12 protein-coding genes are annotated in these 15,448 nt (G+C 40.6%); 2 read left to right on the forward strand and 10 right to left on the reverse strand.

Going from position 1 to position 15,448, the window contains the following annotated elements; genetic code table 11:
* Positions 1-195 precede the first annotated feature (195 nt).
* The 3 genes from CDH51_RS01485 to CDH51_RS01495 form a co-directional block, all read right to left on the reverse strand.
* The gene (locus tag CDH51_RS01485) at positions 196-1,311 is read right to left on the reverse strand and encodes a Gfo/Idh/MocA family protein (protein WP_026945592.1); all 1,116 of its coding nucleotides are present in this window, start codon (positions 1,309-1,311) and stop codon (positions 196-198) included.
* Between the two features lie 95 nt (positions 1,312-1,406).
* Positions 1,407-2,267 (reverse strand): sugar phosphate isomerase/epimerase family protein, encoded by an 861-nt coding sequence (locus CDH51_RS01490; protein ID WP_100626925.1) that lies wholly within the window; start codon positions 2,265-2,267, stop codon positions 1,407-1,409.
* Between the two features lie 2 nt (positions 2,268-2,269).
* Positions 2,270-5,767: a PVC-type heme-binding CxxCH protein gene (locus CDH51_RS01495; RefSeq protein WP_100626926.1), complete on the reverse strand. Its 3,498-nt coding sequence runs from the start codon at positions 5,765-5,767 to the stop codon at positions 2,270-2,272.
* Between the two features lie 134 nt (positions 5,768-5,901).
* Here CDH51_RS01495 and CDH51_RS01500 point away from each other — a divergent pair, with 134 nt between their 5' ends.
* Positions 5,902-6,774: an AraC family transcriptional regulator gene (locus tag CDH51_RS01500; protein ID WP_100626927.1), complete on the forward strand. Its 873-nt coding sequence runs from the start codon at positions 5,902-5,904 to the stop codon at positions 6,772-6,774.
* Here the strand turns inward: CDH51_RS01500 and CDH51_RS01505 are convergent.
* The 3 genes from CDH51_RS01505 to CDH51_RS01515 are packed head-to-tail and all read right to left on the reverse strand — an operon-like array spanning position 6,771 to position 9,337.
* Positions 6,771-7,235 carry a hypothetical protein gene (locus tag CDH51_RS01505; RefSeq protein ID WP_198514244.1) on the reverse strand — a complete coding sequence of 155 codons (465 nt, stop codon included), beginning with the start codon at positions 7,233-7,235 and terminating at the stop codon, positions 6,771-6,773. The two genes, CDH51_RS01500 and CDH51_RS01505, sit on opposite strands and share 4 nt — an antisense overlap.
* A gap of 14 nt (positions 7,236-7,249) precedes the next feature.
* On the reverse strand, positions 7,250-7,924 hold the full coding sequence (locus tag CDH51_RS01510; RefSeq protein ID WP_100626928.1) for a LytR/AlgR family response regulator transcription factor: 675 nt from the start codon (positions 7,922-7,924) through the stop codon (positions 7,250-7,252).
* Between the two features lie 3 nt (positions 7,925-7,927).
* Positions 7,928-9,337, reverse strand: coding sequence for a sensor histidine kinase (locus CDH51_RS01515; RefSeq protein ID WP_100626929.1), 1,410 nt, complete (start codon positions 9,335-9,337; stop codon positions 7,928-7,930).
* A 28-nt stretch (positions 9,338-9,365) separates the two neighbouring features.
* Between CDH51_RS01515 and CDH51_RS01520 the strand changes: the two genes are divergently transcribed.
* Positions 9,366-9,599, forward strand: a complete 234-nt coding sequence (locus CDH51_RS01520) for a hypothetical protein (protein WP_100626930.1) — start codon at positions 9,366-9,368, stop codon at positions 9,597-9,599.
* A 195-nt stretch (positions 9,600-9,794) separates the two neighbouring features.
* Here CDH51_RS01520 and CDH51_RS01525 read toward each other — a convergent pair whose 3' ends face one another.
* The 4 genes from CDH51_RS01525 to CDH51_RS01540 all read right to left on the reverse strand — a co-directional run bounded on the left by CDH51_RS01525 (position 9,795) and on the right by CDH51_RS01540 (position 15,362).
* Entirely contained in the window at positions 9,795-11,261 is a 1,467-nt protein-coding gene (locus tag CDH51_RS01525; RefSeq protein ID WP_100626931.1) for an SLC13 family permease, read from the reverse strand.
* Between the two features lie 239 nt (positions 11,262-11,500).
* Complete coding sequence (locus CDH51_RS01530) at positions 11,501-12,778, reverse strand: DcaP family trimeric outer membrane transporter (protein ID WP_100626932.1); 1,278 nt, start codon at positions 12,776-12,778, stop codon at positions 11,501-11,503.
* 51 nt (positions 12,779-12,829) lie between these two features.
* Entirely contained in the window at positions 12,830-13,732 is a 903-nt protein-coding gene (locus CDH51_RS01535) for a hypothetical protein (RefSeq protein WP_100626933.1), read from the reverse strand.
* Positions 13,733-13,760: 28 nt separating this feature from the next.
* Complete coding sequence (locus tag CDH51_RS01540; RefSeq protein ID WP_100626934.1) at positions 13,761-15,362, reverse strand: hypothetical protein; 1,602 nt, start codon at positions 15,360-15,362, stop codon at positions 13,761-13,763.
* Positions 15,363-15,448 lie beyond the last annotated feature (86 nt).

Below are 15,448 nucleotides of genomic sequence, written 5' to 3' on the forward strand. Positions count from 1 at the left end.
ACCAAGAGCACAACGAACACAAAGCTTTTTCTTACCCATCCTTTCCCGATACTCGGGACAAACTGGCCCTTATTCTCCTTAGTGGTTCATCTTCTTCGTGCCTTTCGTGTCCTTTGTGTTTCAAAAACTCCTTTGAGTCCCATGTGGTAAAAAATCAAAAAATAAGGCCTGGAAATTTTCCAGGCCATTTTGGTTTTATTTGCTTAGGGTAAACTCAGGTAGATATTTGATTTTTCCGCCATCCATTGCAGATTCATGTGCCAAAATACCCACGCAGGTTATATTTGCTGATTGCCTGGCATCCGGATAGGGAGCTCTGCCTTCTGTAAGCGCATTCAAGAACTCATCGACCAAATGAGGATGAGAACCACCATGACCTGATCCTTGAGTAAAGGATAAATGCTGATTTTCATCTGAGTCGTATACCCCTTGGGTTGTGAATTTTTGAATTCCCTCAGGTAGTAAATGAGCATAATCAGGGATTTTGACCTTTTCCGGAACTTCACCGGTATGAATCACTGAGTCTTCATGTTCGATGAGTGTCCATTCAAAGGACTTTTTAGAACCGTACACATCAAAGCTTTCCCGGTACTGTCTTGCTGTGTTGAAAAGGGAACGAGTTACTTCTGCGGCTAGATCAGAATCTTTTAACTTGATGTGGCAAGTTTCAATAGCGAAAGGAGAACCGTACTTTGGAATCAAATTTTCATCTATTCGACCCGATCCGAGGCAAGAAACATACTCAGCCTGACCTTTTGGCAAAGCCAAAACAGGACCTACGCAATGAGTCGCATAGTGCATAGGAGGGAGACCTTCCCAGTATCCAGGCCATCCTGCCATTTCCTGCTGATGCGAAGCTCTTAGAAATTGAATTTTCCCCAATTCACCCTTCTCATACATTTCCTTTACAAAAAGAAATTCCCGGCTGTAGATTACTGTTTCCATCATCATATAGGTCAACCCCGTTTCTTCACAGAGTTCGACGATCTGACGGCATTCATCTACGGTAGTTGCCATCGGAACAGTACAGGCTACATGTTTTCCCGCTTTCAGTGCTTTGATGGATTGTTCCGCGTGATTTTGGATAGGGGTATTAATATGGACTGCGTCGATATTTGGATCCTTTAGCAGCTCGTCATAGTCTGTGTAGACTTTTTCGATGCCAAAAGCTTTCCCGATTTCTTCGGCTTTTTCTTTATTTCTTTGGCAAACGGCATACATGTTAGCCAAGGGGTGCTTTTGATAGATGGGAATAAACTCAGCACCAAATCCAAGGCCGATGATGGCAATATTGATTGGTTTTTGGCTCATAGATACGTTGTTTTTTGGGTTTAAAAGAATAAAATATTATCGGATGTCAGATGTTGTTTAGTGTTTTCTTGATACTTGCGTCTTGATACTTTTGTCTATTCAGCTGCCCATTTTTTCAAGAATTCAAGCCCCTCTTTGGCGAAGCCATCCTGAGATGGCACCAATGGCTTCCAAATGCAGACCGCTCCGGCCAATTCCTTGACATTCGGTGTAAAGCTTTCGATGGAAATGGCACCTTGGTAATTGATTTTTTCCAAGCCTCGTTTCCATGCAGACCAATTTGTCTGTCCAGTACCTGGGGTTCCTCTGTAGTTTTCAGAGACTTGCACGTGGATTAATTTGTCCCCAACAGCTGCAATGGCATCTTCAATGCTTGGTTCTTCAATACTCATATGAAAGCCATCCAGAAGAGCCTTCGCTTGAGGTTCGTTGATATCAGCGATTAATTGCTTGAGTTCTGCAGCAGTGTTAATTAGATCTGTTTCGAATCGATTCAAGGTTTCTAAGGCGATCTCCAACCCGAATTCTCCGGCTCGTTTGCTTACCTTCTGAAGATTAGTGACAGCACGATCCCATTCGACTTTTCGTTGCTCGGGAGATACCAAGCGGGCTTTGCCTACAGCAGAGTACATAGGGCCTCCCACAAAGCCTGCACCCAATTCGGAAGCAATTTCAAAGCAAGCATCCAGGTAATCGAAGCAAGTCTGATGGAATTTGGGATCCTCATGAGTCAAATCCCGGGTAGGCCCGAAAGCCCCGCAGATGATAGGTTTGAGAGCATGTTCTGCGAGCGCTTTCTTGACCCGGTCAATGTCAATCAACTCAGGATCTTCGACCGGTATTTCTACCGCATCGTATCCGAAGGATTTGATTTTCTCAAAAAGAGAAATCGTATCTGAATTAAAGGGTGAAGTCCAAAGCCAGGTACTTACACCAAATTTTACATCTAAAGCCATCCTTATTCCACAATCATAATTCCGTTCATAATTCTCCAGTGACCCGGTACGGTACAGACAAATGGGTATTCTCCGGGTTCGGTAGGAGCTACAAAAACCAGTGATTCCCGTCCTTCAGGATCGACCAATCGAGTGGCGGCTATGACTTGCGGTATTTTAGGTACATAATTTTGCTCAGCTCCTTTCGGATCTCTGGCCAAGGCATCTGCAGCTTCTCCAATAGTTTCCATCGAGCCTTTTTGACCGATAACTAGATTGTGCTGCATGAAATCAGGGTTTTCAAAGTCGATAGTCACCTGTGAACCAGCCTTTACGGTAAAGGTGGTCTTGTCATATTTCATCTCGTGTGGGATGACAGCTAGCTTGACAATCGAAGTTCCATTGGCTGAAACCGTAGCAACCTTATCTGAATCATCAGAGAGATCTGTTCCTGGCTTTTTCAATGCCAAAGTAGATTTGTTGCTTATTCTTCCTGAGAACATCCAACCTCCCACATATTTTCCAACTTGATTTCTAGAATCATTTTGGCCTACACGAACTCTTCTAGGAGAAAGTTCTGCCGTGAATAGACCTTTGGTTTTGGCTTTGCCAATTTCTTCACCGTTTATTTTCAAACTCATGCTTCCATCTTCCACCAAATTGGCATCAATGATAAATTGCTCCTCAGGAAGTGGGTTTTTGGTACTGATGATTGTCAATTTTTCATCCTGTGCTACTGCAAAGTGAAGCGCATCCTCAAAAATGTACAAACTGTAGCCATTCGTGTTATTGCCAGAAGCTACCAAAATTCCATCCATTGGATTATTCGCTTTGGAAACGATCATTCGAATTGAAATCTCTTTTCCAGCTATGTCCGGAGGAAAGAGGATGGAGTTTCTTGAATCCAATGGATATTGCTCGGCCACCAAGCTTCTACTGATTCGATCTGCCAAAGACAACTCAGAGTCTCCTGAAGCTTGAAGTGCCGCTGTATTATCTCGCTTAGCAAATTCGGTAGGATGGGAGAGTACTGCCGCAAACATTGCTTGAGGCAAAAATGGATCCTGACCATTTTCATCTTTTTCAGCTGTCTGAAGCAAAGTTTTAGCTGCATCCTCAGAGAAAGGCATTTCAGAAAGTGCAAGGAACGCGAACTTTCTTGTGTGCATGTCTGAATCATCCAAAATACCGGACCCTAAAATCGCTCTCAAGCTTTCTTGATTGGATGGTAAAACACGTAATGCATTTTTACGAACAGCAGCTGATGGATGACGAAGGGCCTTTTCTACAAGCATACTTGCCTCCTTATTACTTCCATCCAATTGGCCAAGTCCATGAAGTGTCCACAGGGCATTGACTGCCGGAGCATTTAGACCAATTTTATCTACTGATTGGTCAGCGATTATCTTGTATAGGTCAGGGATTACTTCGGTATTTTGCTGCTCTACAATCAGACGCTGAGCAGTCAATCTCCAAAACATATTTTCACTTTTCAGAGCTTCAATCAGTTCGGCATTACTGGCATCCCGAAGATCAAAGGTTTTGGAGTCTTCCCCTCCTTTATAACTTACGCGATAGATTCTTCCATGCTGACTATCACGAAGTGGGTTGATGTAAGCATTTCCAGCTCCATTTTCGAAGCCTCTTGGCGTTGGATTATGCTGAATAATGAAATTATACCAATCCGCCACCCAAAGGGCTCCATCCGGTCCTACTTCCGCATGAACAGGGGAGAACCATTCGTCCGAACTAGCCAAAATATTGAATCCATTCTTCTCGGTATATCCTGAACCATCTGATTCGATGACGGCATTGTGTAGGACTCGGCCGGTAGGTTCAGCTACGAAAGCAATTCGATTCCAGAATTTCTCCGGGAAACTTCTTGCTGTGTAGAAATAATGTCCTGCAGCTGCCGTGTAGCCTCCATGCCAATCCACTTGACGAAGGAAAGGGGTCAGGTGAGGCATATCGTAGTGACTGTCGATTCCATGGACGGTATTGGCTGAACCTTGGAAGACCGGACGCTTCACATATTTATTTTCCATTGAAAAGTACACACTGTGCTGTCCGTTTGCAGTAGAAATAAAGGTTTCAAAGTCTTCTGTGAAGGCCAAACCCCAAGTATTGTTAGAAGTATTGCCTAGGTATTCCAGATTTTCCCCATTCGGTTTAAAGCGGTAAACACCCTGCCCGAAAGAATGCTCCTCTCCGCTGACAGTACCTCTAAATCCAGAGTATCCTAAAACTCCCCAAATTTTATTATCAAATCCATATTTGAGATTGGATGGACCAGCGTGTGTATCGCTTTTTCCCCAGCCAGTCATAATGACTTCTCGCACATCCGCTACATCATCTCCATCGGTGTCTTTTAGAAAAACAAAATCAGGAGCCATGGATATTAAAATCCCTCCATTGACAGCCATGATTGAAGTTGGGATATTCAAATTATCTGCGAAAACGGTCACCTTATCAGCTTTTCCGTCTCCATCAGTATCTTCTAGAATTTTGATTTTGTCATTTCCTCCTTCAGTTCTTACCTCATTCGGATAATCGACTGTTTCGATTACATAAAGCCTACCACTTTCATCCCAAGTCATTGACATTGGATTGATGATCATCGGTTCAGAAGCAAAAAGTGTCATTTCGAATCCTACAGGAAGCTGTACGGTTTTCATGCTTTCCTCAGGAGAAAGCGGAAGCTGATAGCGTGGGGCGGGATCCTTTCGCTCATAGTTTGGAATTTCTGCATCTCGAAATTCCGGCTGAGGAATATCATAAGCTGCCAAAAGTGCATTTACCTCATCACCCACAGCCCACAAAATCCCATTTGCTACGAGTTCTTGAAATTCAGGCTGCTTCCAAGTCTCTTCATTGTGTCCAAAAGCGGTGTAGAAAACTCTACCTTTTCCTTCTTCCAATGTCCAGGTATAAGGCTCTCGGTGGTCTCCATCCACACGCTCCATTAGAACATGCATATCTGGATTGAGTTGAGAATGCACATAAGTCTCATCCCAAGTTTCGAATTCCTCAATCCCGTTCATGATGGGGTGATCCGCATCGACAATCGTAGCTGTGAAATTGCCTTCTCCATGAGATTCGAACTGGCCACCCACAGTATTGATATACCAATCAGAGTTTCGGAAACACCAAGAAGCACTATGGATTGGAATTAAAGCTTTTCCGCTTTGTACATAGTCTTTGAGAGCATCTTCCTGATCAGAGGTGATGTCATCATGATTTGCATAAATCATCAAGCCATCATAATTGTAGAGCATATCCTCATTCAGATCATTGGGATCGGCAGTGTAAGTCAGATTGATGCCTTTTTGGAACAAAGGAATTCCAAGATGCTGCATGAATTTCTCGGAATTATGATGTTCGCTTTCGTGTCCAAGCACAAGAATTTCAACTCTTCTTGGCTCTGTCATAGAGAGGAAAACTTCCTTTTTGCTTTGGCTACAGCTCGCTATCAATAGAAGCAAAAGCGCAAAAAGGCTAGTTCCTATATTCTTTAGATTCATGATTATTTGGGTTTAAGCAATATCGAGTAGCTATATTCCACAATTTTGTTGAATACTTCTTCCTATTTGTTGGTATTTTCTGACTGTATTTTGCTTATTTAGGTCCCGTAATGATAAAATTAAGTCATTAAGCAGTGAGAAAGCCCTTAAAAAAGTCAAGAATTCCCGAAAACAAAGCCCTTTTGATTAAGGACTTGGTAGCCCCATATTTTGATGTCAATTGGCACTTTCATTCCGAATATCAGTTATTTACTGTTTTGAAGGGTAGGGGAACCCGTTTCGTCGGAGATAATATTCAGGCTTTTCGGGAAGGGGATATGGTCTTGACGGGGCCTAATCTTCCGCATCTATGGAGAAATGATCCAGCTTATTTTCGTAGTGAAAATCAATTGGAAACTCGCGGCGTGGTGATTTATTTCCCTGAGAATTTCCTGAATGATTCACCCTTTATTTTTAAAGAGTTTGAGCCCATTTCTGTTTTACTTGAGCAATCGAGGTTTGGAATTGAAATAGGGGGAGAGACCAATCTTCAGGTGAAAAAGCTGATGCTGGACATGCTCCAAAGTTCCGGTCCAAGCCAAGTCATTCATTTGTTGAGTATCTTGGAAACAATTGCTCATTCCAACGAAAAGCAATTGATCGCTAATCCTGGTTATATCAACTCACATAAAGAATCTGAAGAAGATAGAATGGGTAAAGTGCATGATTATGTCATGAATCATTTCCAAGGAAAAGTATCACTTGAAGATGCAGCTGGCCTTGCTAATTTGTCGGTTTCAGCTTTCAGTCGCTTTTTCAAATCCCGGATGAACCGCTCTTTTTCTGATTTTTTGACCGAAGTTCGAATTGCTCATGCTTGCAAGCTGCTGCACGATACTGATTTGAATGTCAGCGAAGTAGCCTTTAGTTCAGGCTTCCATACACTCTCTAATTTCAATCGGCTTTTTCGGCAGCGAACCCAAAAAACACCCTTAGAATATCGAAAGGAATACCAGCTTCATTTTTAGGCTTTAATTTCAATATCCAACTGCCTTCCTTCTTCCTGCGCTTTCTTATCCATTCCTGCACCTATTGCCAACCCGATGGACATACCGATCGTAATACCTATTGCAAAGAATGCCATATTTCCCAAAGTAAGCCCAAAAACCACTCCGAATGGAATCCCAAAAGTTGCCATTCCCATAGCCATCCACATGGTTTGAAAATGCCCTTTTGTAACTAGACCAAGCTCTTTTTTGACAAGGGAAAGAATCAGCGATTGGGAATTTCGGACCTGCTTTAGCAGTTCTTTATCCGAACCTGAAAAGCCATTTAACTTATCAATTTCCTGATTGATAGAATTCAAAATTTCAATCGGTATCTCTCTTTTTCTCAATTCTGACAAAAGATTCTTTAACAGAGAATAGGCAGTATTAAGTTTGCTATCTTGGTCAATTTCGGGTCTTTCAATTAATTCTTTGATCTCCATCGGTCTATTTTTTCCTACTCGATTTTAATTTTGGTCATGACTTCATCAGAATAAGTAGAACTCACCGGGACAATAAATTTCCCAAGTCGCAACTGATGCTTTTCTGCAACTTTGATTTGGTTTTTATTGGCAAGGAATGAACGATGGGTCCGGATAAAGTAGGAGGGCAGCAGTCGCTCGGCTTCCTGAAGTGTCATCCGACTTTGATACTTTTCCTCACTGTTTTGAAAAATCACATAATTCCCCTGCGATTCGCAGTACAATAAGTCCGGAAAGTCTATTCGCACCTGACCTTCCTGTGTTTTGATGAAAGTCCAGGAATCATCTGTATTTCCCAAAATACGAGTTCTGGCTTTTTCACAGGCCTTCACAAAGCGGGTAAGGTTGAAAGGCTTCAAGAGATAGTCCAAAGCCTCTAAGTCAAATCCTTTTACCGCAAACTCCGAATAGGCTGTAGTAAAAATCACCTCTGTGCCAGCAGGAAGGAGTTCTACCAGATCAATTCCTGAGATATCCGGCATATTGATATCTAGAAAAACCAAAGGGATATCATGATTTTTAAGGTATTCCAGTCCCTGCATTGCATTGGTAAAGCTGGCCTGAATCTCTAAAAAAGGCACTTTCGAAGCATGGGATTTGATCACTTCTAATGCAAAACCCTCATCATCGATGGCAATAGCTTTGATCATAGATTAATGAATTTGCACTGAAAAATGTACAAAGAAATCCGAGTCATTGGATACAATATTTAATTGATGCCGGTTGGGATAAACCAAGTTGAGACGCTTTTTCACATTTTCCAAACCTATCCCTGAAGTTTCATTTGATCTTTCTGTAGACTTGACTGGATGCACACTATTGACCAAGTCGAGATGAACCGAGCCTGAGATGCATCGCAAGTTCATCCGAATCCAAGACTTTTCCTTCGCAGAAATCCCGTGTTTGAAAGCATTTTCTACAAAAGGAATCAATAGCATGGGAGCAATCTGACCCTGACAGCCATCCGTATTGATTTGAAAATCTACATCGAGATTTTCCTGCGAGCCAAAACGAAGCATCTGTAAGTCGAGGTAATTTCGGAGATAGTCTATTTCCCGAGAAAGGGAGATTTTGGGTTGCTGATTTTCATGAAGCATAAAACGCATCATATCTCCCAGCTTTTGGATGCCGTCAGAAGTCTTTTCTGCATTTTCCATCAATGCACTCGCATAAAGGGTGTTTAGGGCATTAAAAAGAAAGTGCGGATTGATCTGAGAGCGAAGAAAATCAAGGTTTGCCTGTCCTTGTCCTACCTCCGTGCTGAGGTTGAAAATTTTACCTGTCAGGTTTTCGTACTTCTTGAAAATCAGATTTGATAAAGGATTGATTATCAATAAAATAATTCCATTGATCAAAAATCCAATTAAAATGATTTCTTCCTGATTATTCTCTGCAGCTATTGCAAAAAATATGATAAAAATAATCACTAATAAAAGCGCCAAATACCAATTGGCCTGCTTGTTTTTGCCAGCTTTCCGCTTGCCATAGACCAGGTAATAATTGTATAAAACCAAGGATAGGAGTACAGGAAAAATCATGATAAATAGAATCAGAACCCCTTCATTGATGATTGATGACTGCCCTAGTAACAAAAAGAAAATGAGCACTATAAACGTCAGAATCATCCGGGTCAAATTGTAAAAGTAATAGGAAGAAACCCGAGGCGGTGTGAGCATATTCTTCAAAACCAATGCTCCTCCTTGATGGCTGATATACAAGAAGATAACCCCCAAGAAGAGTTGGAAAAGCTTCTCGAAGGAGCGATCTGATGCTACTGTCAGAATCGTAGAAAAAATAAAAGCGAGTCCAAAAGTCAGGATTCCCCAACCGATCAGAGGACCGATTTTCCGGTTTTTCAGATAGGTTGGAATCAACTGCATATGGAAAATATAAAATACCACATAGAGCGCGGTAGGAACAAAAATACGGTCATAGGGCGAGGGGAGAGTTCCTGCCCAGCGATTGGTATTCATGCTGATCAAATTGAATAGCACGATACTGACGAAAACCAAAGTGGTAATCCACCATTCGATCTGTCTAAAATCAAAACTTCTTTCCTTCATAATGCTGGGATTAAATCAAGTTTACTAGTTGGTAGAGATAACAAACAAGGGCGAGCAGCAAGAGGAAATAGATTCCTCTATGCCTTTTTACTTTTTCTTGGATTGGATTGCTTGCCTTCATGGACACAAGAATCGCAAATCCTTAATTAGACATCAAAAAGTTGGGATGAATAGTGGGTTTAGTGGGATGGAACGGTGGGAGGAGGGAAGTTTGGGGGTTGGGGAGTTAGGAAGAAAGGGAGTTTGGGAGATGGGAAGTTAGGGAGTTAGGAAGTAGGAAGGTTGGTGAGTTAGGAAGTTTGGGAGTTAAGTAGTAGGAATAGGATGTTTATAGTCATGGCGAGGAGCTGATTTCAAAATCATTGTTTGTTAAAATATCAAGTTGTGACGAAGCCATCTCCTTAGGAATTAGAAAGTTTAAAGGATGCAAGGTTATTTTATCTGAGTTTGGGAAAAATCAAAAAGGATAAATCTCCAGATCGATATTCCAAAGAACGGGAAGAAGGAAATACACTAAGAGACTAACTATCAGTATGGAGAAAATATTTAGCCAAAACCCTGCTTTGACCATATCTTTCATTTGTAGAAAGCCTGATCCAAATACGACAGCGTTGGGTGGAGTAGCCACAGGAAGCATAAATGCACAACTCGCAGCTAAAGTAGCGCCCACCATTAAGCCAAATGGATGAAGATCCAGCTTGAGGGCGACAGAGGCCAAAATCGGTAGAAGCATGGAAGCTGTGGCCACATTGGATGTAACTTCCGTAAGGAAATTGACCGAAGCGATAATAATCAGCAGCAATAAGAAGAAAGAAATTCCTTCTATCAAGGTAAACCGTTGACCAATCCATTCCGCCAGTCCGGTTTCTTTGAATCCTTCCGCTAGAGCCAAACCACCTCCAAAAAGTATCAAAATACCCCAAGGGATGCGTTCAGCGGTTTTCCAATCCAAAATTCTTTTAGTTTTAGTTGAATCGGGGAGGAGAAACAAAACCAAGACTCCTGTCAAAACGATAATGGTATCATCGATGCCTGGAATAAACTTAGCCAGAAAAAAGCTTCTTGAAATCCAGGAGAAGCAGACTAAGCCAAAGACTATCAATACATTTTTTTCTTCATAGGAGATTTTTCCAAGTTTTATAAGTTGCTCTTTTACTATATGTTTCGCGTCATTTAGCTTAAAGTTCTTGGGAAGGGGATTCGCATAAGAGACCAAATACCACCAGCAAATGAGAATTAAAAAAACAGCGAGGGGAAAGCCAAAAAGCATCCATTCATTAAAGCCAATGGTGTAATCATAAAGATCACTGACTACGGCTGCTAGAATAGTATTGGTAGGGGTACCGATCAAGGTAGCCACTCCACCAATGGATGCGCTGTAGGCTATGCCCAACATGATATTTTTACCCAATCGATCGCTGAGTTGGGATTGATCAGCTCCAAATTGCTCTTGAAACTGCTTCACAACTGCTAAGCCAATCGGAAGCATCATCAGTGAAGTTGCCGAATTGGAAATCCACATAGAAAGAAAACCTGTAGCTACTATAAATCCCAAGACGATAGTTCTTAAGTTAGTTCCAATCAATTGAATAATCGATAGGGCGATCCTCCGGTGTAAATTCCATTTTTCAATTCCTGTAGCCATTAGAAATCCGCCCATGTATAGCATCACTGTAGGATGCATGTAGTTTGATGAAACAGATTTTATAGGAAGAATTCCCAGAGTAGGCATTAGAATTAAAGGCAAGAATGCAGTAGCTGCTATAGGTAGTGCTTCAGTGATCCACCAGATCGCCATCCAGCTGGCCAAAGCCAACATGGCCAAAGCTTCTTGATTTAAATCGGGAGAATTTACGCCATACAGGATGATAAAAAATGAAAGTGGGCCTAGAATCAAGCCTAGACTAGTAAAAGAAATCTTCATTAGGGTGGTGGACTTAAAGACGGGGCCTAAGTTAAAAATATTTCAGAATGTGTAGGTGAAAAAAAACTTTACTTAACATAATATAAATTATGTAACAATAAGCATAATCATTGATTTTTGTCTAACCCAATTTAATTGGATTACTACTATCTGACTCTGCATTTGAATAGCTCGTCATCATTAGGAAAATCATAGGAAAAATGCAATTAGTGTAATTAAATAAAACCTGTTATTTTCGTTTAAAACAAATACTTAATCATCAACTGTGCTCGCCTGCCTGTACCTTTTGATTCATTAACGTTAGTGCGTTGTACTATCATATATTCTATTCCAGTATTCAGACTTTTTATTGGTGACCATATCAAATTAGCATGACCCGACATACCTGCTTTCATATCATATCCTGTCTTATACTGTGAAGGATCAATAGAATAAAAGTTTGAGTTAAGATTCGCTATAAGTGTATTTAATATGCGGAATCCAAATCCACCACCTATATTCAATGCTGGCATCTGCTCCAAATTGCCTTGCGGTGTTACTATGGCCGAAGATTCTGTGCCAATTGTAGCTACAATTTGGCTACCCCAACCCTGTCCATAACTGGTCATCCAACGAAAATAATGATTTTTTGCACCAAAGTATTCTCGCCCGCTAAAGCTAAAACCCCAACCCATTGCAGTAGCATTTGGAATTATACCCAATCCATCCCAACGGAGTTGAAAAACCGAAGCTCCTAAAAACAAGCGACCACCTGAAGCTGTTTTTTTTGTAATTCTCCCAGTTAGAAGAGGGAGTTGTTGACTGGCTTGACCAACAGTATCTCTTCCATCAATACCTGGAAATTCGAGCATTTCAAGAGCTAACGCATACATAAACTTGCTTCCAAGTTTGTCTTCCCATCGCACCTGAGCTCTTCGCGTTCCTGTTAATGCATCACCTGCTGCAAAATCAATAGTAGATGGTACAGCAAACAAATCCGATTGCGTACCCCATGTTCTACCAATAAGTAATCGGCCCATAACACCGTATGCATGGCGGAGTCTTGGGGTTTGGTTAAATGGCCCGCGATCAAGGTTATAAAAGTCTAATTCAATAAAAATTTGATAAGGGCGACCAACCTCGTTTATACTTCGAATATCAAAGTTGATCCGCGATTCGCGCGCATGCAGGTTCATATAACCACTTTGTGCGGGGCGCCCATCTCCGTCCACTGGAACGTTCTGGATTTCATATTGAAATCGATTATAACCGCCATCAAAATCCTGGATATAATCCAATTTCACATAACCCCCAATAGCCATTCGGGCTTTGGTTCCAAATAATGGCCATGAGTTTGGGAAAGTAGCATCTACCAAATCCTGCCCGGTATAGTCAATTATATTATCTCTAAAATCACTAATTCGAATTGAATCGGTTTTAACTATATTAAGCGTATCTCCGGGATGCCAGTCCTGTGCATTTGCTACTTTTGGTATGGAAAGCAACAGGATTAATGTTATTAGAATGGAATCTTTCATAGAACTTTTTTGTTATAAGGTTTGCTCTAATAATTGAATTTAAGGAGTTGTTTACCAGGGTAATGGCACAACAGGAGCAATCGTAAGACGTAGTTGATGTTGAGGCCCATAAGCTTCAGGCGAGGCTACATAAAACCAATATTGTATGCTTACTTTAAGAGGTAACTTCCCAATACGGGTCACTTTATTTACACCCGTACCAATAGGAAATGTGAATTTATTTCCTTTAGAGGCTTTGTGATTAATAGACCAAGTAGGTGAGCCAGTGATTTGCCAGGCATTTGGTAAAGTAATCACATAAAAATATTGACCAGCGGTAATACTAGCAGACTCCCCTCCTTCCGAAAAAATCCAGATATCATCACCCAAACTAGAAAAACTATCATTAGAATTTGGGTCAACCTTATTCGCATTCCATGAATGATTTATCATAAAACCAGCAACCCCCCAATTAAAAATTTGAGCCAAGGCTAGCTCAGGCCCTATTAATGTATAAGGAGATTTTAAGGCATCGTCTGTTGCCGTTCTGAAACTGGCGAACACGCCAAGAACAACTACGGTTTTTGATGGAAATGTTTTACCCACCGCTATGTCAGCACTTATATTTCCTAGATTGGCCCCAGTATTTTCAAAACCATTTGGGCCATATGCCGACTGCGAAAAATAAACCGGAATATTTAGTCTTACAAAAAGATTGGTAGTCTTGTTTATTGGCATGGGAAGGCTAGGTTGAAAACTCATAGCAAAGCTGTTTTGGCTTCCTGCATTGGGCAAAGTGCCATCATAGTGCATAAAATCAAAGTTAAAGTTCATGGTACCCAAGACGGTATTGGGATTCGCCAATTCTTTAGCTATATCTGCCGAATTTTGCTCATTTTCTTCTTGTGCAAAATTTGGAAGCGAGACTAATAAAGAAATAAGGAAAAGGAAAAGTTTTAAGTTGGAAGGTTCCATGGCAAAGATTTTAAATTCTTCTTTCTAGTTAGAATCTATAGCCAAACACAAAGGTCAAAGACCTTCTTTGACCCCATCCACTTTGCACGGCTAGTTCCAAGTGATTAGAGATAGGCACATAGAGACCAGCAATAAAATTCCATCTGATGGGTTTGAAATTTACCTGGTAATTCAAATTGTTATCATTGGGTAAACCGATAAAGCCTTTGGTGTTAGTATTGTAAAATTGGCCCTGTGCACCTATCATCACATTCATTCCAAAATTAGTCATGTATCCTAAAGAGGGAGCCAATACATGAGCAAGTTTGGTAGTGTTGACCTCAGGAATACTTGAGGCCACAAACTGATAACTTAATGAGACATTAATATTGTCTACCCCTCCAGCAAGGGTGACGCCCCCTCCATAAGTTAATGCTGTCAACTCAGATTGGATGGGGAGATAGTCAGGGATGTCATCAGGATCAAGACCTATAATCCAACCAAGTTTTGATAGCGCGTCTTTCACCTCTTCACTAAGAAAAAGAGATCCATCAATTTGGTTTTTACCTTGTCCAAATACTCCCATTACATTGAGAAATGGAAGTAACCAAACATCCCCCTTAATCATTGTGACTTTTGTAAATTGATCAACAGTCGATCCCTCCAGTTCAAAAAGATTAACCAATGAAACCAAATCAGATTCATTCGATCCAACTTGAAGATCAGTAAACTGTAGTTGTTGAGCTTGTTGATGACTGAAAATATTAATTCCAATAGGTCTAGGGAGACTATAGCCCAGCTTTCTAGCTCCTTTACCGTAAATCGGAAGACCCCAACCAAGACTTCCGGTTAATGTTTTAGCGCTCGAATCAAGAGTAAAGGGTTTAGTTTTTTCTGGCCAAGAGAGGGCAACTCCATCTTCATCTTTATATTCAACAGTAGTACCTTTGATAATTACCTCCACCCTATCTTTCTTTTTTTGGTAATTGTATTTCTGATCTGTAGATTTCACGATATACCCATCATGGCTTTGGGTGCGAGTAAAGTATGTAGTGGAGATTACATTTTCTGCTTCGACCTTTTGTCCCATAAATTTTATAGGCGCCTCATTAGTCAATTCAACTTTTTCTAATTGGCCATCGACTATATATATTTTACCCAATAATTTTTTCGCATACATCAGCTCAGGTTCCAGCATGCTTTTATTGTACCTATATGATATAATTATGGTATTTCCTTCATTACTGATTACTTTTAAAGACTTTTCATCATAAAGGTTCTCTTTGGATAAGCGACTGAAAGAATGCATTTCCTGCATAGTTTTTAAAAGTAATTTTTGTTTTAAAATACTAATTGAATCTTCGTTAAATGCTAATTGAATATCTATTCCCTCTTTATATGTGGGGTCGTAGATGAGATAGAAATTTGAACTTTCTGTTTTACCATCCAAAGTTCTGGACACCTCCATTTTCTGTGTAAACTCTCCTTTTTGAAGGGTAGTACTCAGTGCTGCATCTAAAGCTTTGGGAGAAATCCCATATTCAGTAAGCAAGTCGCTGTTGATAATTTTTTTTGAGTTTTGAGCTTGAGTATCAAATCCGAGAAAGCTTAACCAAATGATAGTAAATAATCGAAGTAAAGTGTTTTTCATATAAATGGATTTTGATAGCGTCAAATTTATTTTTAGAAAGTCAGCATTCAAGGTTTCGTTTTTTGAGGTATTACATTAGAGACTTT

This window comes from Algoriphagus formosus (genome assembly GCF_002807035.1).
GTDB classification, from domain to species: domain Bacteria; phylum Bacteroidota; class Bacteroidia; order Cytophagales; family Cyclobacteriaceae; genus Algoriphagus; species Algoriphagus formosus.

Excerpts from the sequence above, each read along its gene's own strand:
- CDH51_RS01540 (WP_100626934.1), bottom strand. The coding sequence starts at position 15,362 with ATGAAAAACACTTTACTTCGATTATTTACTATCATTTGGTTAAGCTTT.
- CDH51_RS01505 (WP_198514244.1), bottom strand. The coding sequence starts at position 7,235 with ATGGAGATCAAAGAATTAATTGAAAGACCCGAAATTGACCAAGATAGC.
- CDH51_RS01490 (WP_100626925.1), bottom strand. The coding sequence starts at position 2,267 with ATGGCTTTAGATGTAAAATTTGGTGTAAGTACCTGGCTTTGGACTTCA.
- CDH51_RS01495 (WP_100626926.1), bottom strand. The coding sequence starts at position 5,767 with ATGAATCTAAAGAATATAGGAACTAGCCTTTTTGCGCTTTTGCTTCTA.
- CDH51_RS01515 (WP_100626929.1), bottom strand. The coding sequence starts at position 9,337 with ATGAAGGAAAGAAGTTTTGATTTTAGACAGATCGAATGGTGGATTACC.
- CDH51_RS01530 (WP_100626932.1), bottom strand. The coding sequence starts at position 12,778 with ATGAAAGATTCCATTCTAATAACATTAATCCTGTTGCTTTCCATACCA.
- CDH51_RS01525 (WP_100626931.1), bottom strand. The coding sequence starts at position 11,261 with ATGAAGATTTCTTTTACTAGTCTAGGCTTGATTCTAGGCCCACTTTCA.
- CDH51_RS01535 (WP_100626933.1), bottom strand. The coding sequence starts at position 13,732 with ATGGAACCTTCCAACTTAAAACTTTTCCTTTTCCTTATTTCTTTATTA.
- CDH51_RS01485 (WP_026945592.1), bottom strand. The coding sequence starts at position 1,311 with ATGAGCCAAAAACCAATCAATATTGCCATCATCGGCCTTGGATTTGGT.
- CDH51_RS01510 (WP_100626928.1), bottom strand. The coding sequence starts at position 7,924 with ATGATCAAAGCTATTGCCATCGATGATGAGGGTTTTGCATTAGAAGTG.